This window comes from Bradyrhizobium sp. 2S1 (assembly GCF_011516625.5).
Lineage (GTDB): Bacteria > Pseudomonadota > Alphaproteobacteria > Rhizobiales > Xanthobacteraceae > Bradyrhizobium > Bradyrhizobium septentrionale.
Window position 1 is genome coordinate 791,721 of record NZ_CP147717.1, and the last position, 19,820, is coordinate 811,540.

16 protein-coding genes and 1 pseudogene are annotated in these 19,820 nt (G+C 64.8%); 12 read left to right on the top strand and 5 right to left on the bottom strand.

Translation table 11 applies throughout. The features are described from left to right. Nucleotides 1–136 precede the first annotated feature (136 nt). From HAP54_RS03825 to HAP54_RS03835, 3 genes are all read left to right on the top strand, one after another. Nucleotides 137–2,455 (top strand): exopolysaccharide transport family protein, encoded by a 2,319-nt coding sequence (locus HAP54_RS03825; RefSeq protein WP_166298817.1) that lies wholly within the window; start codon nt 137–139, stop codon nt 2,453–2,455. A gap of 64 nt (nt 2,456–2,519) precedes the next feature. Continuing rightward, nucleotides 2,520–3,626, top strand: coding sequence for a glycoside hydrolase family 5 protein (locus HAP54_RS03830; RefSeq protein WP_166298818.1), 1,107 nt, complete (start codon nt 2,520–2,522; stop codon nt 3,624–3,626). Nucleotides 3,627–3,839: 213 nt separating this feature from the next. Next, nucleotides 3,840–5,342: a hypothetical protein gene (locus tag HAP54_RS03835; RefSeq protein WP_224741384.1), complete on the top strand. Its 1,503-nt coding sequence runs from the start codon at nt 3,840–3,842 to the stop codon at nt 5,340–5,342. Nucleotides 5,343–5,403: 61 nt separating this feature from the next. On the opposite strand, the gene HAP54_RS03840 is transcribed toward HAP54_RS03835, so the two are convergent. Then, nucleotides 5,404–6,003: a 3-keto-disaccharide hydrolase gene (locus HAP54_RS03840; protein ID WP_414646182.1), complete on the bottom strand. Its 600-nt coding sequence runs from the start codon at nt 6,001–6,003 to the stop codon at nt 5,404–5,406. Between the two features lie 222 nt (nt 6,004–6,225). Here HAP54_RS03840 and HAP54_RS03845 point away from each other — a divergent pair, with 222 nt between their 5' ends. Together HAP54_RS03845 and HAP54_RS03850 are read left to right on the top strand one after the other, a co-directional pair. Then, the gene (locus HAP54_RS03845; RefSeq protein ID WP_224741383.1) at nt 6,226–6,714 is read left to right on the top strand and encodes a cupin domain-containing protein; all 489 of its coding nucleotides are present in this window, start codon (nt 6,226–6,228) and stop codon (nt 6,712–6,714) included. A gap of 23 nt (nt 6,715–6,737) precedes the next feature. After that, a complete protein-coding gene (locus HAP54_RS03850; protein WP_248114274.1) occupies nt 6,738–7,112 on the top strand; it encodes a hypothetical protein in 375 nt (124 codons plus the stop codon). Here HAP54_RS03850 and HAP54_RS03855 read toward each other — a convergent pair. Next, on the bottom strand, nt 7,086–9,647 hold the full coding sequence (locus HAP54_RS03855) for a bifunctional diguanylate cyclase/phosphodiesterase (protein WP_312022748.1): 2,562 nt from the start codon (nt 9,645–9,647) through the stop codon (nt 7,086–7,088). The two genes, HAP54_RS03850 and HAP54_RS03855, sit on opposite strands and share 27 nt — an antisense overlap. Further along, nucleotides 9,533–11,194 (bottom strand): GAF domain-containing protein, encoded by a 1,662-nt coding sequence (locus HAP54_RS03860; RefSeq protein ID WP_312022747.1) that lies wholly within the window; start codon nt 11,192–11,194, stop codon nt 9,533–9,535. Before HAP54_RS03860 ends, HAP54_RS03855 begins: the two co-directional genes overlap by 115 nt. A gap of 402 nt (nt 11,195–11,596) precedes the next feature. Between HAP54_RS03860 and HAP54_RS03865 the strand changes: the two are divergent. The 4 genes and pseudogenes from HAP54_RS03865 to HAP54_RS03880 all read left to right on the top strand — a co-directional run bounded on the left by HAP54_RS03865 (nt 11,597) and on the right by HAP54_RS03880 (nt 16,808). Continuing rightward, nucleotides 11,597–12,650, top strand: a pseudogene (locus tag HAP54_RS03865) (Ldh family oxidoreductase). Between the two features lie 24 nt (nt 12,651–12,674). Beyond that, the gene (locus HAP54_RS03870) at nt 12,675–14,042 is read left to right on the top strand and encodes an LLM class flavin-dependent oxidoreductase (RefSeq protein WP_166298820.1); all 1,368 of its coding nucleotides are present in this window, start codon (nt 12,675–12,677) and stop codon (nt 14,040–14,042) included. 13 nt (nt 14,043–14,055) lie between these two features. After that, a complete protein-coding gene (locus HAP54_RS03875) occupies nt 14,056–14,841 on the top strand; it encodes a fumarylacetoacetate hydrolase family protein (RefSeq protein WP_166298821.1) in 786 nt (261 codons plus the stop codon). A gap of 782 nt (nt 14,842–15,623) precedes the next feature. Then, nucleotides 15,624–16,808, top strand: a complete 1,185-nt coding sequence (locus HAP54_RS03880; RefSeq protein ID WP_166298822.1) for a serine hydrolase domain-containing protein — start codon at nt 15,624–15,626, stop codon at nt 16,806–16,808. Nucleotides 16,809–16,947: 139 nt separating this feature from the next. On the opposite strand, the gene HAP54_RS03885 is transcribed toward HAP54_RS03880, so the two are convergent. Continuing rightward, entirely contained in the window at nt 16,948–17,868 is a 921-nt protein-coding gene (locus HAP54_RS03885) for a LysR substrate-binding domain-containing protein (protein WP_166298823.1), read from the bottom strand. 192 nt (nt 17,869–18,060) lie between these two features. Here HAP54_RS03885 and HAP54_RS03890 point away from each other — a divergent pair, with 192 nt between their 5' ends. The 3 genes from HAP54_RS03890 (at nt 18,061) to HAP54_RS03900 (ending at nt 19,002) form a co-directional block, all read left to right on the top strand. Continuing rightward, a complete protein-coding gene (locus HAP54_RS03890) occupies nt 18,061–18,402 on the top strand; it encodes a muconolactone Delta-isomerase family protein (RefSeq protein WP_224741382.1) in 342 nt (113 codons plus the stop codon). Nucleotides 18,403–18,463: 61 nt separating this feature from the next. Then, complete coding sequence (locus HAP54_RS03895; protein ID WP_339156827.1) at nt 18,464–18,622, top strand: hypothetical protein; 159 nt, start codon at nt 18,464–18,466, stop codon at nt 18,620–18,622. 2 nt (nt 18,623–18,624) lie between these two features. Continuing rightward, nucleotides 18,625–19,002, top strand: coding sequence for a hypothetical protein (locus HAP54_RS03900; RefSeq protein ID WP_224741381.1), 378 nt, complete (start codon nt 18,625–18,627; stop codon nt 19,000–19,002). A gap of 230 nt (nt 19,003–19,232) precedes the next feature. Here the strand turns inward: HAP54_RS03900 and HAP54_RS03905 are convergent, their stop codons facing one another. Next, the gene (locus tag HAP54_RS03905) at nt 19,233–19,688 is read right to left on the bottom strand and encodes an Lrp/AsnC family transcriptional regulator (RefSeq protein WP_166298824.1); all 456 of its coding nucleotides are present in this window, start codon (nt 19,686–19,688) and stop codon (nt 19,233–19,235) included. Nucleotides 19,689–19,820: the final 132 nt, after the last annotated feature.

Sequence of the window (19,820 nt, forward strand, 5' to 3'; positions counted from 1 at the left end):
CTGGTGAATAGTCGGCGAATGAGTATGGTTAATTTTTCGTGTTGCGTTTTTTCCGCGCCGTCTCGTGCGCGTTGCGTGGCCCGAAAGAGTGCTCCTCAGCCGATGCGTGCGGCCATTCAGATGGAAGCTGGGGTCGATGCTTAGCTATGACCAGCCGATCAACCGGGCCAGTCCGGAGCCGCGCCGGGCCGCAATCCCGGCCGGCTTCAACGTGCTCGAACTGATCCGGTTGTTGTGGGCGCGCAAGGTCGCGATCGTCTCAGTCGCCCTGCTCTGCGCCTGCATCGCGGGCCCGATCGGCAAAAGCCTGACACCGAAATATACCGCCGGCGCCCAGCTCTATGTCGACCCGCGCGAGTTGCAGCTCGTCGAGCGCGAACTGACCCCGCGCGCCCAGGACGTTTCCGGCCTCTCGATGGTGGTCGAGAGCCAGTCGCGCCTGATCACGTCAAACAATGTGCTGCTGCAGGTGATCCGCGACACCAACCTGGTCAAGGATTCCGAGTTCGGTGGCGGCGCCGCGAGCAAGGGCCTGCTCGCAGCGCTGCTCAGCCTGTTCGGCATCGAGCCCCGGCAGACCGCGGAACAGCAACAGCAGATCGAGATGAACACGCTCGATACGCTGAACCGCCATATCAACGTCAAGAAGACCGATCGTACCTTCATCGTCGACATCGACGTGTGGTCACATGACCCGGTCAAGGCGGCGATGCTCTCGAACGCGATCGCCAAGGCCTATCTCACCGAGTCCAAGAAGTCGCAGGCCGACGCCGCGCGGCGCGCCACTCGCGACCTGTCCGGCCGCCTGAAGGAGCTGCAGCAGCGCCTGCGCAACGCGGAAGAGGCACTCGCAACCTATAAGGCACAGAACAATTTCTTCGGCTCGCAGGATAATCTGCTCACCGACCAGCAGCTCTCGGTCGGCAACCAGCGGCTGGCCGGGGCACGCGCGCTGACGCTCGATGCCCAGGCCAAGTACGACCAGATCGAAGCCAGCCGCCGCGGCTCGATGGATCCGGGCGCGATTCCCGAAGCCCTGCAGTCGCCGACCATCGCCAATCTGCGCTCGCAATATGCCGATGTGAAGAAGCGGCAGGCCGAGCTGCAGGGCGAGCTCGGGCCACGGCATCCGGCGCTGCGTCAGATCGAACAGCAGGTCGAGGATCTGCGACGGACCATCAAGGAAGAGATCGACCGCGTCGCGCTGTCGGCGAAGAACGATTTGACCCGGGCACGCGACTACGAGGCCTCGCTCAACAAGGCGCTGGATGTCCAGAAGCATCAGAGCGTGCAGATGAGCCAGGCGTCGGTGCGGCTGCGCGACCTGGAACGTGAGGTCGATGCCAGCCGCGATGTGTACCAGTCCTTCCTCAAGCGCTCGCGCGAGACCGAGGAGCAGGAGAGCCTCAACACCTCCAGCGCGCGCGTGATCGGCGATGCCACGATCCCGCAGCAGCGGACCTTCCCGCCGGCGATGAGCCTGCTCGCGATGATCGGCTTCATGTTCGGCGGGCTCGCCGCCGCGGCCTGGATCGTTGCCGCCAGCCAGCTGGCGCCCGGCGCCGATCCGGTCCGCGCCAAGCTCCAGCCGAAGCAGGACGCCGCACCGGAACGGCAGCCCGTGATCGCCAAGGTGAAGCCGCCTGTGCAGGCACCGTCCGCGGCACAGCCGGCGGCCGTCGCGATCGACAAGCCCGTGATCGAGAAGCCGCTGATCGCCGAGCTGCAAGAGACCGACGTCATGCGCACGCTTGGCGGAATCCTGACCGGCGACCATCCTGCCGACGTCACGCATTTCGGCTGGCCGACGCTGCGCACCAGTTCGGCACTCGGCCCGTTCTCGAACACGATGCGCCAGATCCATGCAGCACTGGCTGCGGGAATTGCCCCCAAAGCCGTCCCCGTGCTGGCCGTGATCGGCACGGGCGACGACCCGGATCGCAGCGTCGTCGCGTTGAACATCGCCCTCGTCGCCGCGCGCGACGGCGCCCGTGTCCTGCTGATCGATGCCGACACCACCGCCCACGCCCTGACCGACTGCGTCGCGCATCCCGGCCAGAGCAAGCCGAGCCGCCTCGACTGGCTCACCATCGGCAGCAAGGCGTCCCGCGCCGTCAACACCGCAAACGGCATCGCGATCCTGCCGGCGATCAAGGACAATCCCGCCAAGGCCTGCGAGGCGATCCGGAAGGCGATTGCGCAGGCGCGCTCCGCCGGCGGCCATGACCTCGTGATTCTGGACGGGCCGTCCATGACGTGGGGTGCCGACGAACGGCGGCTGTTCGAGGTCGCCGACGGGTTGATCGCCGCGCTGCCGGTGGATCGCGACATCAACGCGTCGATGGAAGACATCATCGCCGCGCTCGGCGGAGCCGAACGCAAGCTCGCCGGCGTCGTTCTCAACGAATTGCAGTCCACCGTCGCAAGTCGGCAGCACGACAAGCAGTATGCCTGAGCGACGCGCCGGCCGCGTCGCGTTGTGCTCCGCCCCTGCACCAGCGATCGCGAGTTGATCGTCAATGACACGACCGTCGATATCAGCCATCATCGCCGCAGCTTCCATCCTGCTGTGTGGCGCGGCACAAGCTTGCCCTGACCTGATCGCGGGCGTCCCGGCGGATCGGCTCAAAGCCCTGTCACGCGGCGTCAACGCCGATGGCTGGATCGCCGATCCGCGGTCAGCGCCGCCGCGCCGCCTGCTGCTGCAACTGCGCAAGGCCGGCATGACCCATATCCGGCTGCCGGTGCCCGCCGACTTCGTCATGCCGCGCTTCGCGGCGAAGGCGGATATCGACCGGCGCCTGCACACCGTCGACGCCGTGCTGAATACCCTGCTCGCGCTCGGCTATGCGGTGTCGGTCGACCTGCATTCGGGCGAGCGTTTCAATGCCCTGCAAAAGGACGATCCGCCCGGTGCGATGAGCGAAATGAAGAGCGCCTGGGGCGAACTTGCGCGGGTGATGCAGCGCTATCCCTCCGATCGTGTCTTTGCGGAGCTTTTGAACGAGCCTGACGTCGACGCCGCGCAATGGCAGGGCGAAGTCCGGGAGCTCGCCGGCTTCATTCGCCGGCTGCTCCCGCAGACGACGCTGATCACGGGGCCGGTCAACTGGCAGCGCGCGGATTCCCTGCCGGGCTTCACGCCGCTCGACGATCCGAACGTCGTCTACGCCATCCACTTCTACGATCCGATGGTGTTCACCCATCAGGCCCATTGGGATCCAGCCGAGCCGTTGCACGACATCACCGGATTGCCCTATCCGATCCGGGCCGACGATCCGAAGGTTCGAGAGTTGCGGGAGCGACTTGCCGCGCTCGACAAGCGCAGGGCGCTCGCCATGCTGGACAGGGCCATTCCCGACCGCGGCATCGACAAATGGCTCGCGCCGGCGGCCGCCTGGCAGCAGCAATATTCGCGTCCGATCATCATCAACGAATTCGGTGTGCTCAAGGCCGGCGCCCCGCGCGACAGCCGTCTGCGCTGGCTCGCCGGCGTGACGGACTACGCCCGGCAACATTGCTGGGGTTGGACCCATTGGGAAATGATGCAGGGCTTTGGCCTGGCCGACGCCGTCACCGGCAAGGCCGACCCCGAGACGCTGAAGGCGTTGCTCGGAACACGCTAGGGCCATCTCCGTTCCGATTGAATCGGAACGGGGCTCTAGCTTCCTGTTTTGACGCGTTTTCTTCACGCGAACCGGTATCCATCCCGGATCAAGTTCGGGACAGGCTTTCGCTCGAAAACGCTTTAGGCCGGTTGGTTAACCGATTCTTACACAATGCGCGGCTAGATCGGCCAGGCGAGTGTGGCACGCCACACATTACCTGGGTCAGAGCTCGTGCGCGCAGAGATAGCCCCGCGGCCGCTGTTGGCCGGCGACCTCGTTCCTGCACTCGGCATCGCCGTGGCATCGATCGCGTTCGCGCCGATCCTGCAGGCGGCCAACGCCGGGCTCGCAATCGTCGTCGAAGGCCTGATCGGCTGCGCCATCGTGCTTGCGGCGCCGGCCTATGCGCCGTCGATCGCCATCTTCATCATCTTCTTCCAGAATCTGTTCGTCTCGATTCTGTCGTCCTACATGACGACCGAGCAGGAGATGGATTTCGTCAAGGGCTACAATTTCCTCGTTTGCGCGATGATGTGGCTGGTCACGCTGGCGCTCTATGCGCTGCGCGAGCGCAAGCATTCGCCGGAGATCGACCGGATCATGAAGTGGGGGTTAGCTACCCTCGCGGTCGTGACGGCGTATTTCCTGCTCGGCGCCGTGCAGGACTCGCATGCCGCACTGGTCTATCTGCGCAACATCGCGCTGCCGCTGTTTCTGTTTCAGCTGTCCCTGCTGACAGCCGCAACGTTCGAGATCCGCATCACGCCCTTCCTGGTGACCGTCGCCACGCTGCTGATCGTCTGCGGATATGTCGAACTGCTGTTCCGCGATTTCTGGCTCTCCATCACCAACGGCTACACGTTCTGGCACTTCGACGAGTTGAAGGCGAGCCGCTCCGGATCCTGGGAAGCCGAGATGCGCGCAACCGGCAACGTCCCGGTGGATCTGATCGACCGCTTCCGCTTCAGCTTTCTCAACAGCCCGCTGTTCGAGGATCTCGGACTCTCATCGTTGCTGCGCATCTTCGGGCCGAATATGAGCCCGATCAGCTTCGGCTACGGTGTGGCCTTCTCCATCCTGTTCCTGTTCGCGGTCGGATATCGCTGGCTGGCGCTGGCCGCGATCCCGCTGCTGATTTGCTGCAGCGTAAAGGGCGCACTCATCCTGGTCATCTTCGTAGGCCTGGCCTGGACGGCAACCTGGCTGCTCGGCGCGGCGATCACCCTTGCCGTCGCGCTCGTTGGGCTCGTGCTGTACGCCATCGCAGCCATCCGTATCGGACTCGAGATCGGCGATTTCCACGTGATCGGCTTCATGGGCGGGTGGGATGGCTTTCTGCAGAACCCTATCGGCCGCGGGCTTGGCGTCGGCGGCAATCTCTCCGAGGGTTACTTCTCGATCGACTGGAACGCCGCGCAGGCGGCCGGCACGATGGACGGCGCGGTGGAGAGCGCCGTTGGCGTCTTGCTCTACCAGATGGGCATCGGCGCAGTGGTGCCGCTCGGCTTCTTCTTCGCGATGGCGCTGAAGGCCTGGCGCCTTTACGCGTCCTCCGGAATTCTGATCCAGGGGCTGGCCGCGTTCGGCACGATGGTCGTGCTGGTGAACGGCATCTTCCAGGAAGAAGCCCTGTTTGCGCCGCCGGCGCTCGGGCTGTTGCTGTGCCTGACCGGGCTCGTGCTCGGCCATCATTTGCGCACGCAAGGCGACGAGGGGAACGCCTCCGCGCGATAGCGCAAGGCACGCAAGTAAAAGCCCGGCCGCACGGCGACCGGGCTTTTCTCGACTTGCGCCGTCAGAGCGCCTTGATCTGCACCTTGCGGAACTTGACCACGCCCGAACCATATTGGAGCGCGACATAGCCGTTGGCGTGCTTGGAGTTCTGGGCGTCGACAGTTTTCTGGCCGTTCAGCGTCACCACGAAATGCGGGCCCTGCGCCGTGATCTCGTAGACGTTCCACTTGCCCGCCGCCTTCGGCATCGGATCGACCTTGCCGACGTCGACGATCGCGCCGGTACCGTAGGTCGGATCCGGCCGCTTGTCGAAGATGTTGACCTCGTAGCAGACCTTGGAATCGATCACCTTGTTGCCTTCGCAGCGGATGAAGACGCCGCTGTTGGCGTCCTCGTCGGTCCAGAACTCGGCCCGGATCTGGAAGTCCTTGAATTGGGTCTTGCTGACGAGATAGGAGAGATCCTTGCCGTCGAGCTTGTCGGCGACCAGCGCGCCGTCCTTCATTTCCCAATTGGCCTTGCCGACCTCGTCCCAGTCGCCCTTCCTGGAGCTGTCGAGCAGCGTGACCCAGCCGTCATCGCCCGATGCGGTGGTGGAAAATTGCAGCGCGGCCGCACCGATCACAAGTCCCGCGGCAAGTATCGACAGATGCTTTTTCAAGGTCATCCTCCCGTTTTTGTCGGCGCGCAACCTATCATCGTCTGCAGCGGCGTAAATCCGTTTTTCATGTTGCAGCTGCGTTGTGTCACGGACCGATGTCGCAATCTTGAGAGCAGACATGCGCGGACGCGTCTTGTCCGCGCAAGCGAGAGCGACTAGCATCGTGCGACATACGGGCGCGGCAGTTGCCCGGCTGACGAGAAACTGATCTGGGAGAATGCAATGACGGCGTCGAACCGGGCCTGGCGATACCTGATGATGCCGCTGGGCCTTGTGATCTTGCCGGCGCTTGCCGGGATGCTGAGCGTCAGCTCCGCGGCCGAGCTCAATCCGGCCGCCGTCACCTACAAGCTGCCGGACCAGATTCCCTGGAGCCCGGCCGATGCGCGCGGCGCGCAGAATGCCGTCGTGGTCGGCGATCCGTCGAAGCCCGGCTTCTACATGGTCTACACCAAATGGACCAAGGGCAATCATTTCAGCCGTCCGCATTTCCATCCCAACGATCGCTACATCGTCGTGCTCAAGGGCACCTGGTGGGTCGGCTCGGGCCCGAAATTCGATCCCGATCACGGCACCGTGGCGATGCCGGCCGGAAGCTTCGTCACCCATTTCGGCAAGCAGGTGCATTGGGACGGCGCCAAGGACGAGGACGCCGTGCTGCTGATCATGGGCGACGGCCCGGCCACCTCGACCGAAGCGGAACAGAAGTAGCCGCGTTGCGCGGGGTGGCGGCGATGCTATCATCGCGGCCCGAGGAAGGGCTTTCGATGCATCCCGCTGCCAAGCTGCAATTCGCCCGCATTGTCGACGAGTTCGCGCGCTGGCGCGCCATTGCCGAACCGGAACGGCCACCGGCGCCGGCCTGGTGGTGGGGACCGGCGTTCGAGATGCGCGATGCAGTCGAACCGCTGCCGGCCGCGTGGAGCCGCCGATTCCGCCTGCCCGACGGTGCGCGCTTTGCGGAGGCCTCAGTGGCACTGCGCCAGACGCTGGCCGGCCAGGCGACGCCGTCCTGGCCGTATGATTTCTCGCGCATGATCGCTTCGACCGATTCCGACGTCCGCGACCTGCCGGTGCAGCCGTCAGACGACAGCGCGTTTCCGCCCTAGATTCGGCTCGGCCTCGCTGATCGCCGCCTCATCCAGCGCCGGCTGCAATGGCGGCGAGACCAGCGCGGGCGACGTCTTCAACAGCTCGGCGAGATCGCGCGGCGGCAGCGGCCGGCTGAACAGAAAGCCCTGCATCTCGTCGCAGGCATGCGCGCGCAGAAACTCCTGCTGCTCGGAGGTCTCGACGCCCTCGGCGACGATGGTCATGCCGAGCGCCTTGCCCATGCTGATGATCGCCTGCGCGATCGCGACGTCCTCGGAGTCATTCGGCAGATCGCGCACGAAGGAACGATCGATCTTGATGGTGTCGATCGGGAACTGCTTCATCAGCGAGATCGACGAATAGCCGGTGCCGAAATCGTCGATCGCCAGCCGGATGCCGCGATTCTGGATCGCGTCGAGCACGCGGACCGCGCGCGTCACGTTGCGCATCACCATGCTCTCGGTGACCTCGAGCTGCAGCAGCGACGGCGGCATGCCGCTCGCCGCCAATGCCTGGTCGATGTCGTCGAGCAGATGCGGGTCGCCGAACTGCCGCGGCGAGAGGTTGACCGCCATGGTCACCGCCTTGAGACCGCGGTGCTGCCACGCCATGTTCTGCGCGCAGGCTTCCTTCAGCACCCAACGGCCGATCGGCACGATCAGCCCGACTTCCTCGGCGAGCGGAATGAATTGCCCCGGCGAGACCTTGCCGAGCTCGGGATGGGTCCAGCGCAGCAGCGCCTCGACGCCGCTGATCTGCCCGCTCGCCATGTCGATCTTGGGCTGATACTCGAGCGAGAATTGGTCGCGCTCGAGCGCGCGGCGCAGCGCGCTCTCCATCGTCAGGCGCTCGATCGACTGCGCCCTGACCTCGTTGGAGAAGAAGCGGAAGCCGTTCTTGCCATCCTCCTTGGCGAGATACATCGCCATGTCGGCATTCTTGGTCAGCGTCTGCACGTCGGAGCCGTCGGCCGGATACATCGCGATCCCGATCGAGGCCGTGGTGTGGCACTCATGCCCGCTGAGCTGCAGCGGCTGGCTGAGGGAGACCAGGAGATCGCCGGCAATACGCTCGACGTCGTGACGTTCGGTGGTCTCCTCGAGGATGACCACGAACTCGTCACCGCCGAGCCGCGCCACCACGTCGCTCGCGCGCAGGGATCCGCGCAGCCGCTCGGCGATGGCGACCAGCAGCATGTCGCCGGCGTCGTGGCCGAGCGAGTCGTTGATGATCTTGAAGCGGTCGAGATCGATGAACAGCACCGCGATCTGCCGGCGATGGCGGTCCGCCGCGGAGATCGCGTGACGCAGCATCTCGTTGAACGTCTCGCGGTTCGGCAGATTGGTCAGGCTGTCGTGCGAGGCGAGATATTCGATGCGCTCGTCGGCCTTGTGCTTCTCGTCGGCGCGGTCGAAGCTTTCGAGCGCGAACGCCAGATTGTCGGCGAGGCGCTGCAGCAGTTCGGCGAACTCCGGCGTGAACGTGTCCTTCTCGATCGCGACGAAGATCATGACGCCGACCACCCGCCCGCTGACGATCAGCGGGAACGAGGCGCCGGACTGCGTTCCGTCGAGGCGAGCCCGCTCATGGAAAGCGGCGGTCTCGCTATCCGCAAAGTAGTCGTTGATGATGCAGGCCTTGCCGGAGCGGAACGCCCGGCCGCAGGCGCCGCGCCCCTCGGGATGCGCCTCGCTGGTCGAGAGCGTCACCTGGCGCGCGCCCTCCGCCGCCGGGCCCGCGATCGCAACCATCCGGAGATAGTCGCTTCCGGGCTGCGCCAGCACGATGGTGGTCGAGGTGAACTTGCCGCCAGTCGCCGCCGCCTCGCAGACCAATTGATAGAGCTCGGCGCGGGACTTCGCCCGCATGATCGCCTCATTGGTCGCGCTCAGCGCCGCGAACATCCGCGACAGCCGCTCCTTCTGCTCGTCGGCCCGCGCCTTCTCATCGGCGCGGTCGAAATTGGCCAGCGCAAACGACACGTTTTCGGCAAGCCGCTGCAACAGCGCCATCATCTCGGGGCTGAACGTTCCGAATTCGCTGGACAGGAACACCAACGCGCCGATCGCCTCGCCGTTCTTGAGCAGCGGCAGCGCCGCGCCGGACTTGCTGCCGCTGTCGCGGACGACAGGGTAGACGTGTGACTCAGGTCCGAAGTCGCTGAGATAATCGTTGCTGATGCACGGCCTTCGGGTGCGGATCGCAACGCCGGTCAGCGTCTGTCCCTCCGGACGGGTCGCGTCGGCCGACAGCAGAACCTCGCGCGCCCGCACCCGGTCGGGGCCGGAGGCTGCCACATTGTCCAGGAAGGCTTCGCCCGGGCGCACCAGCCTGATGGTGGCCGAAATGAATTGTCCGCCGACCGCCGCAGCATCGCAGACCAGATCGAACAGCTCGCTGCGGGATTTCGCCCGCATGATCGCCTCGTTGGTCGCGCTCAGCGCTGCGAACATCCGCCGCAGCCGCTCCTTCTGCTCCTCGGTTCGCGCCTTCTCGTCGGCGCGCTCGAAACTGCCAAGCGCATAGGAGACGTTGTCGGCGAGCCGCTGCAAAGCTCGCCGAATTCAGACGAGAAGGTGTTGCGCTTGGCGGAGATGAACAGCATCACGCCGACCGGCTCGTCGTCGACGATCAACGGAAATGCCGCGCCGGATCGTGCATCCTCGCGGTCGATGACGTCGCGGAACGGGTTATTGGCGACGTCGCCCAGGAAATCATTGTTGATGCAGGCGCGCCGGGAACGGTAGGCCCTGCCGCAGACGCCGCGCCCTTCGGGCCGCGCCTCGCTGCGCGAGACGTTGAGGCGGCGCGCATTCTCCGCGGTCGGTCCGGCGACCGCCATCATCTCCAGGTAATCGTCGCCGGGCTTGGCGATCAGGATGCTGGTGGAATTGAACCCGCCGCCATGCGCCGCCGCCGCGCAGACCAGCTCGAACATCTCGAGTCGCGACCGCGCACGCATGATCGCCTCGTTGGTCGCGCTCAGCGCCGCGAACATCCGCGACAGCCGCTCGCGCTCGGCATCGGCCCTGGCCTTCTCGGTGGCGCGGCCGAAATTGTCGAGCGCGACCGAGACGTTCTCGGCGATCCCGGCCAGCAGCGTGATGATCTCGGGGTCGCGCGCCCAGGAATTGCCGGTGAAGAAGATCAGGACGCCGACGCTCTTGCCGAACCGGGTGAGCGGCAGCGCGACGCAGGCCATCAGGCCGCTGCCGCGGGTTGGCGGCGCGCTCGCCGAGATCGGAATGTCGTGCTCGACGCACGGCCGCTGGGTCCGGAACGCCTCACCGCAGATGCCTTTGCCGTAGACATTGTCGGGATCGGCCGAGAAGCGTGTCTGCGTGATCAGCTCGAGCGCCTCGCCGGTGCCGGCGACGGGCTCGAGCCAGTGCGTGTCGGGTTCGGCCAGCAGCACCACCGTAGCGAAGGATTTTCCGCTGAACACCGCGGCATCGCAGACCCGCTGATAGAGATCGTGCTCGGTCTTGGCGCGAAGGATGGCCTCGTTGGTCGCGCTGATTGCGCCGAACATGCGGTTCAACCGGCGCATCGCCCGCTCGCCGCTCTTGCGCGAGGCCTCATGGTCGAAATTATCCAGTGCGTAGGACACGTTTGCGGCCATGCGCTCAAGCAGCGAGACGATCTCCTCGCTGAGCGAATTGACCTCCCGCCGCGTCACCATGAAGACGCCGACGCTGCGTCCGTTGCAGACCAGCGGCATCGCCGCCGCCGCCCCGACGCCGGCCGCCGCGGCGCCGCTGCGCCAGGCCACTGAGCGGGCATCGTTGACATAGTCGTTGCTGACGCTGGCCGCCTGATCGCGAAACGCCCGCCCGGCAACGCCTTCCCCTTCCGGGGCGTTGGCGAGCGTGGAAATCGTGATGCCGCGCAGACGCGCGACATCGTCGCCGTAGCCGGCCGCGAAGGTCAGCAGACCGGTATCCGGCTCCAGCAAAAACACGGTCGCAGCCAGGAAGCCCCCGCTCGTGAACGCGGCTTCGCAGACCTGTCCGTACAATTGTTCTGGTGATTTCGCGTACAGGATCGCTTCGTTGGTGGCGCTCAACGCCGCGAATGTACGCCCGATGCTCGACTGCACGTTCCCTGAAGGCCCCGGGGCCAACCCCTCCAATCTGGCGGGGAACATTGCCCGCGAGAGGCCTAAGTGGTGGTTAGCGTATCCGGCAAGTTGCGCGACAAAGTAAACGGCTGACGAACGCGCCAAGCCGTTTTCAGGGATAATACGGACCCCTGTGTACCAGGCTGAGGCGGAGGGCAGCGAGGCGCTGATCGCCGCCCGGCCCGGGCCGTCGGAGCCGTCAAATTCCGCATCGCGACCGCGCCCGTTCCATTCGGTGAAATCACGCCTGCGAGCACCCTGCTCCCGGTATGGCGGACCGGATTTTCTGGCCTTGCTCGGTAAGCCGCGCTTTGACAGCATGACGGCGACAACAGCAAGCAAGACCCGCGCATCACGCGGGCAGACCGCGAGGAAAGCCCCATGCCGATCGTCCAGGCCGACCGTCTCACGCGCATCGGCGCGGCGCTGCTCCGGGGCGCCGGCGCATCGGAGGAGGAGGCCAGCGCGGTCGCCTCCGGCTGCGTCAACGCCAACCTCGCCGGCCACGATTCCCACGGCGTGATCGCGATCCCGACCTATATCGACCGCATCAAGGTCGGCCACATCGTCCCCGGCGCCAAATGGACCGTCGTGCAGGAGACGCCGACCACGACCGTGATCGACGGTCATTGGGGGGTTCGGCTTCCACGTCAACGCCAAGGCGATGGAGATGACCATCAACAAGGCGAGAACCGCCAATGTCGCGGCCTGCACCGTGTTCCGGCAGAGCCATGTCGGACGGCTCGCGCATTATCCGCTGATGGCGATGCGCGAGGGCATGATCGGGATTGCCGCCGCCGATTCCGGCCGCTCGCCGAAGCATGTCGCCCCGTTCGGCGGCCGCGAGGCCCGGCTCGGCACCAACCCGCTGTCGATCGCGGTGCCGTCCGATCTCGAGGCGCCGTTCTATCTGGATATGGCAACCTCGGCGGTCGCCGCCGGCAAGATCCAGCTCGCGGTGGCGCGCGGCGAGACCATCCCCAAGGGCTGGATCATCGATGCCGACGGGCGCGACACCACTGACCCTGCGGACTACCGCAAGGGCGGCGCGCTGCTGCCGCTCGGCGGCACCGAGGGTTACAAGGGTTCGGGCCTCGCCGCGATGGTCGAGGTGCTGTGCGGCCTGCTCACTGGCCTCGGATTCGGCGTCGAGCCGACCGGCCGGCACAATGACGGCTGCTTCATGGCGGTGTTCAACGTCGCCGCGTTCCGCCCGCTCAAGGACTTCAGACGCGAGGTCGCCGACTTCGCCCGCTATCTGAAATCGACCCCGCCGTCGGAGGGAAGCCGCGGCGTGTTCTACCCGGGCGAGATCGAGCATCTGCGCGAAGTCGAGCGGCGCAAGAGTGGCATCGAGATCGAGGACGCGACCTGGGAGAAGCTGAAGGCGCTCGCCGCCGATTACAAACTCACCGAAGAACTCGACCTGCGCTGACACGTCGGGCCACAGGAGAACGACATGACACGGCAAATGGCGCTGGTTGGCTTCCTGCAGGCGCAGAACTGCACCAATCTGCCGGGTTCCTGGCGTCACCCGGAATCGCGCGACGATTCGATGTCGGCGGACTACTACCAGGAGATCGCGCGCATCCTGGAGCGCGGCAAATTCCACATGGCGTTCTTCGACGACCGCCTGGCGATGCCCGACCGCTACAACAACGATCACGCCCACACCGTCGAATACGGCATCCGCTGCGTGAAGATGGACCCGATCGTGGTGCTGACCACGATGGGCATGGTCACGACCAAGCTCGGCCTCGCCTCGACCGCCTCCACCACCTATTTCGAGCCGTTCGACGTCGCCCGCCGCTTCGCCACGCTCGACCTAATGACGAACGGCCGCGCTGCCTGGAACGTGGTGACTTCGGTCAATGACGGCGAAGCGCTCAACATGGGCAAGGCGCAGCATCTCGAGCACGATCACCGCTACGATCGCGCCGACGAATTCATGGAGGTGGTGCTCGGCCACTGGGATTCCTGGGAAGACGGCGCGCTGGTGATCGACAAGACAAGCGGCCGGTTTGCCGATCCGACCAAGGTGAAGCGGCTCGACCACAAGGGCGAGTTCTTCGCCTCGCGCGGCCCGTTCACGGTGCCGCGCTCGCCGCAGGGCCACCCCGTCGTCATCCAGGCCGGCGCCTCCGGCCGCGGCCAGCGCTTTGCCGGGCGCTGGGGTGAGGTGATCTTCACCGCCTCGCGCAACCTCGCCAATGCCAAGCAAGGCTACGACGCGGTCCGCGCCGAGGCCGTCAAGGCGGGGCGCGATCCGGACCAGATGTTCCTCTGCAATTTGATCACGCCGATCGCCGGCGCCACCAAGGCCGAAGCCGAGGATCGCATGGCCGTGATCCAGAAGCTGCCGCTCGAGATCGACGCGCTGTCGCTGCTCGCCGAAGCCCTCAATTTCGATTTCGGCGCCAAGCCGATCGACGAGCCGCTGACGACCGAAGAATTGCAGGGCATGCAAGGCATGATCGGCATGCGCGACGGCGTGCTGCGCGCCTCCGGCAAGACCAATCCCTCGACCCGCGATTTCATCACCTTCTCCGGCCGCGCCCAGGTGCAGGACGCCATCGTCGGCGGTCCGAAGGAGATCGCCGACCGGTTGGAAGAAATGTTCGTCGGCCGCGGCTGCGACGGTTTCGTGGTCGCGGCGAGCTATGTGCCGGGCTCCTATGCCGACTTCGTCGACCACGTGGTGCCCGAGTTGCAGAAACGCGGCCTGTTCCACAAGGATTACGCCGGCACGACGCTGCGCGAGAATCTCGGGCTGAAGCGCCCCGCCGCCGGCGCCTGGAAGATGCGCGCGCAGGCCGCCGCAGAATAGAAGGGACCTGATCATGCGCTGGCTGAAATTCACCGCCGCAGGCACCACCTCCTGGGGCCTCGTCGAAGGCGACACCGTCATCACCGTCAACGGCGATCCGTTCGGTGAATGGAGCAGGACGTCGAAGACCCACCCGCTCAAGGACGTCAAGATCGAGCTGCCGCTGATCCCGCGCACATTCTACTGCGTCGGGCTGAACTATTTGAAGCACCTCAAGGAAGCCGCCGACAAGGCTGGCACGGTGCCGAACGTGCCCGACCGCCCCGAGATCGGCTACCGCGCGCAGAACGCGCTGATCGCCCATGACGATGATGTCGTGATCCCCGCAAGCGCGACCGAGAAGATCCATTATGAGGGCGAGCTCGTCGTGGTGATCGGCAAGAAAGCCAAGCATCTGACCGAAGCCAACGCGATGGACTGCGTGTTCGGCTACACCATCGGCAACGACGTCTCCGAGCGCAGCTGGCAGAAGGCCGATCGCGGGCTGTGGCGGTCGAAGAACGCCGACACCTTCAAGCCGATGGGCCCGTGGATCGAGACCGACGTCGATCTCGACCGCATGGAGACCGCGATCCGCGTCAACGGCAAGGAGACCGGCCGCTTCCACACCAACGACATGATCTTCGGCATCGTCCCCTTCCTGGTCGAGCTGACGAAATATTTCACGCTGTCGCCCGGTGACGTGATCTGGATGGGCACCGACGGCGCCTCGCCGGACCTCAGGGATGGCGACGTGGTCGAGATCGACATCACCGGGATCGGGACATTGCGGAATCGGTTCGTGAAGGAGACGGTGTGAGGGCGGGTGGCTTTACCAGCGCGTGCCTCATTCTCGATGTCGTCCCTGCGAAAGCAGGGACCCATAACCACTGAATCCAATTGTGGAAGTGAGCTGCGGCCCCAGCATCGCGCAACGATGACCATCGGTGGTTATGGGTCCCGGGTCGCGCTGCGCTTGCCCGGGACGACATCGAAATTGTTGCACGGCCTTTGAGTCACACATCCGCACTCTCGCGACATGATTTGTCCGAGCTTTGCTCTTCATTCCGCCCTCTCCTCAAGCAGAGGGCGCAGGGAAAGCCGGGTGCCGATCGCACCCATGGGCCCTGTGCAACAAAAAAGCACAGGGGTAGGACCACAGGTGTAACCGGGAACAGCCCGGCTTTCCCTGCGCGATGGTTTTACGGCTTATTTCGCGCTCTCCGCGGCGAGACTGGGCTTGTTTGTCAGCGCCTTCGCAAGACGCAATTGCGTCTTACAAGGGGACACCTGCCACTAGGGCGTCAGGACCACACGACTTCACCGTCCGCTTCACACGCATTCGTCGACCGCGCACTCGGCGTCCACCGCATCTCACCGCAACGCTCGTGACGCGCCCCTCGATCGGGTGAGACGGGAGAACCATACACTGAGTTTTCACTCCGATAAACCGAAATGCTTTCATGCGAGAGGATTGACAGGTTTTGCTGAGTTTCCCGTCGGGCCATCGTGACGTAATCACACAACCACTTTCGTAACGTGACAGAAGCAAGAGAACCGCAATACCGTTCGGTCCGCTCGCTCCAACATGGACAAGCAACCATGCCGCTTTCACGCCGAACGTTGCTTCAGGGCTCGCTGCTCACCGCCGCAGGGATCGCCTGCGGGCCGTCGCCGGCGCTTGCCGAGCAGCCCGCCGAACTTCCGACATCGGAGCAGCGCCAGCAGATGGCTGGCCTGGCCGCCGACTTCATGAAGGAGTACGACGTACCCGGACTTTCCATCGCCGTCGCAATCAAGGGAAAGCCCGCTTATGTGGAGGCGTTCGGCGTTGCGGACCGGGAGAGCGGCGAAGCATTGACCCCGCAACATCGCTTCCGGATCGCGAGCATCTCGAAACCGGTGACCTCGACCGGGATATTCACCCTGGTCGAAGCCGGCAAATTGCGGCTCGGCGATTTTGTGTTCGGCGCAGACTCCATTCTCGGCAAGGACTACCCGACGATACCCACGCTGCAAAGCTTGATGCCGTCAGGCTCATCTCGCTCGCTTGTCGATCAGATCACGATCGAGCATCTCTTGACCCACGCCACCGGGACCTGGGGAAACCAGTTTCGCGATCCGATGTTCATGAACCAGGACATGAAACATCGCGAGCTGATCAGCTGGACGCTGGAACATATGCCGCTCACCAATCCTCCAGGAGAGTCCTATGCCTATTCGAACTTCGGCTATTGCGTCCTCGGGCGCGTGATCGAGAAGCTGAGTGGCCAGAGCTACGAGCAATACATCAAGGACGCCGTGCTGAAGCGATGCGGCATCGCCGACATGCAGATTGCCGGCAATACGCTGGGTGAGCGGGCAAGCAACGAGGTCAGATATTACAGCCAGACCGGCGGCGATCCGTACCGGATGAACGTCGCCCGGATGGATTCTCACGGCGGCTGGATTGCGACGCCGGGCGATTTGACGACGCTGTTCGTCCATATCGACGGCTTCAAGGACACCGAGCAGCTGTTGACCGACGACAGCCTGCGCGTCATGAGCACCCCCAGCGCGATCAACCCGCGCTATGCCAAGGGCCTGTTCATCACAGCGAACAACAATTGGTGGCACAGCGGCCTGCTGGACGGAACGACGACGATCTCGGTGCGAACCAGCGGCGATTTCTGCTGGTCGGCGTTCACCAACACCAGGTCGCGAGAGGGCATGACCCGCGCTCTCGACCTGCTGGTCTGGCACATGATCAAGACGGTGCCCGACTGGCATCCTCAGAAGCGCGCCTAAGCTTCTCGCCATTCCAGCGGCGTAGGATGGGTCGAGCGACTTGTCCGCCGTAGCTCGAAGAGCGAAGGCGGAAGCGAAACCCATCAATTTCGAATCCGCGGCACGATGATGGCTTCGCTCCACCCATCCCACATTTAGGCTAGCGCGTAGCCCTTGGCCGGCTCTTCACGTGATCGATGAAGGCCCGCAGCTTCGGCATGATCTGGCGGTGGCCGGGATAGTAGAGAAACACGCCCGGCGTCAGCGGCGCGAATGACTCCAGCACGCGGACGAGTTTCTTCTCCGTCACGGCGCCGGTGACCAGCGGTGCCGGCACTTGCGCCAGTCCCACACCTTCGATGGCTGCGCCGACCAGCGTCGGGAAGTCATGGCCGATGAAGGATCCCGATACGGCAAGCTCGATCGAACGTCCCTGGTCGTTGAGCGACCACGGCGCCAGCCCGCCGTTCGATCGCCGCAGCCGCAGGCAGGTGTGCTCGCGCAAATCGTCCGGACGCCTGGGCCGGCCACGACGCGCCAGATAGTCCGGACTGCCGACGATGGCAAAAGGGAACGGCTTGGTCAGGCGCACCGCGACCATGTCGGGGTTGATGAACTGGCCCATCCTGATGCCGGCATCAAAACCCTCGGCGGCGATGTCGACCAGTTCCTCGCTGGCGGCGAGCTCGACCTCGATTTCGGGATAGGCCTTGCAGAATGAGGCGATCAGCGGCTCCAGCAGGATCGGCACCACTGAGCGCGGCACGGTGAGGCGCAACAGCCCGGCCGGCTTCTGCCCAAGTTCACGCGCCGCCCCGCTTGCGGCGACCAGCTCCTCGAAGGCAGGCCGTGCGCGCGCCAGGAATCGTTCGCCGGCTTCGGTCAGGCCGACGCTGCGGGTGGTGCGGATGAAGAGCACGGCGCCCACGCGGGCCTCGAGCGTGCGCACCGCCTGACTGATCGCCGACGGCGTCACCCCGAGCTCGGCGGCGGCGCGACGGAAACTGCGGTGCTGCGCGACGGCCAGGAACGCCTCGCCCCCGTCAAGGGCACCGTGCCGGACTGTGAAGTTCTGCTTCATGGCCCGTCAACATTATCGCGAATAGTCGCCCACGGAAAGCGGTCGTACATCGGAGCCACAAGCAGCCGCACCGCGACGCGCGCTGCTCCATTCCACATCACGACATCCGTCGTGAGCGGAGACATGCGACCGATGAAAGCATTCCCTCACACCCTCCTCGCCCTCACCCTCACTTTGACAGGCGCCACTTCCATGACCGCTCCTTCCCTTGCCCAGGCACAAGCCACCTCCACCATCACCACCGGCGTGATGGTCATCCTCACCGTCAAGCCGGGCGTCACCCGCGAACAGGTGATGGCCGTGATGCCGGATGAAATCCGTCAGACCGTGCAGCTCTATCTCAATGGCAAGGTCCGCGAATGGTACTCGAAATCCGACGGGCGCGGCGTCGTCCTTTTGCTCGATGCCAAGGATACCGCCGAGGCGCACGCGATCATGGAGGGCCTGCCGCTCGCCAAGCAGGACCTGATGGACCACGACTATATCGCGGTCGGCCCGCTGCTGCCGCTCCGCCTGCTGTTGGCCAAGCCTTGAACGTCAAGGTCTTGAACGCAAGCCAACCGAACCGGATCGACAATCACCGAGGAAACCGACCGTGCCCCCCAGCTTCAACCTGCCATTCGTCCTCAGCGTCGCCGGCGCCTTCCTGACCAGTGCCGTGGTCGCCGTCACTTATGTCTGGCCCGCGCTCCGCGCGATGCCGCGTTATGACGCGTTGAGATTCTCGCGGCTTTCCATGCGTTCAGGTTTTTAGGCATGAACTTCATGGTGGCCGGGTTCGTGTCTCCGCAGTTGAACGCGGATTTCGCCGGCCAGGTCGGCTGGGGTGATCTCATCGCTGCCGCCCTCGCGCTCATTGCCATGGCGGCACTGTCCTGGCGCTGGTCGATTGCCATTCCGATGGTCTGGATCTTCAACGTCTGGGGCACGCTGGATCTTCTCAACGCCTACTATATGGGCGTGAAGATCGGCGATCCCGGCCTGTTCGGCGCCGGCATCTATCCGGCGCTCTACGTGCCGCTGCTGCTGGTCAGCCATGTCATGGTGTTCATGATCCTAGCGCAGCGCGCATCAGCCGAGGCGCGGGATGGATCGAGCGACGCGGCACCGGTCAACCCATCCGCGGTCCGATGATGGGTTTCGCTTCCGCCTTCGCTCTTCGAGCCACGGCGGACAAGTCGCTCTAGCCATCCTACGGACCACCTCGACCGGTCATCCTGAGGTGCGAGCGCGAGCGAGCCTCAAAGGATGCACGGCCCGGCTGGTGGCCGTTCGCCCTTCGAGACGGCCGCTACGCGGCCTCCTCAGGGTGACGGGACGAAGAGTTGAGCCCGCGGCTCGGTTGCCGTCAGGCAGCACTTCCATCAAAACGGCAGCGCCACGCCGGTCTTGATCTCCTTCAGGATCACGTTGGTGCGGACGTGGCGGATGCCGGGGATGCGGAACATGAACTCGTCCAAGAATCTATTGTAGGCGTCCATGTCGCGCACGACGACGCGCAGATGATAGTCGGCGTCACCTGTTGTCGCGAAGCATTCCAGCACCTCGCGGCGCTTCATCACCCGCGCGACGAACTCGTCGACGAATTTGACGTCGTGCCGCTCCAGCGAGACGTGCAGGATCGCCGAGGTCGCAAAGCCCGCCTGCTGGCGCGCGACCAGCGCGGAATAGCCGGAGATGACGCCGGACTCCTCAAGCGCGCGGACCCGGCGCCAGCACGCCGAGGTCGACATGCCGACGGTCTCCGCAAGCTGCTGGTTGGTGGCGCGGCCATCCCTCTGCAGCTCGGCGAGGATTTTTTCGTCTTGCTCTTCAACCATTGGGCAACTCTCGTTTCGGTAGAAAATACCGATACTCCTTCAATTTCGGAATAATCTACCACAATTGGTCCTCGCAGAGAATAGATGGGTAAGACCTACCAGGCATCCGGGCATAGCGTTGTCGGATCAGAC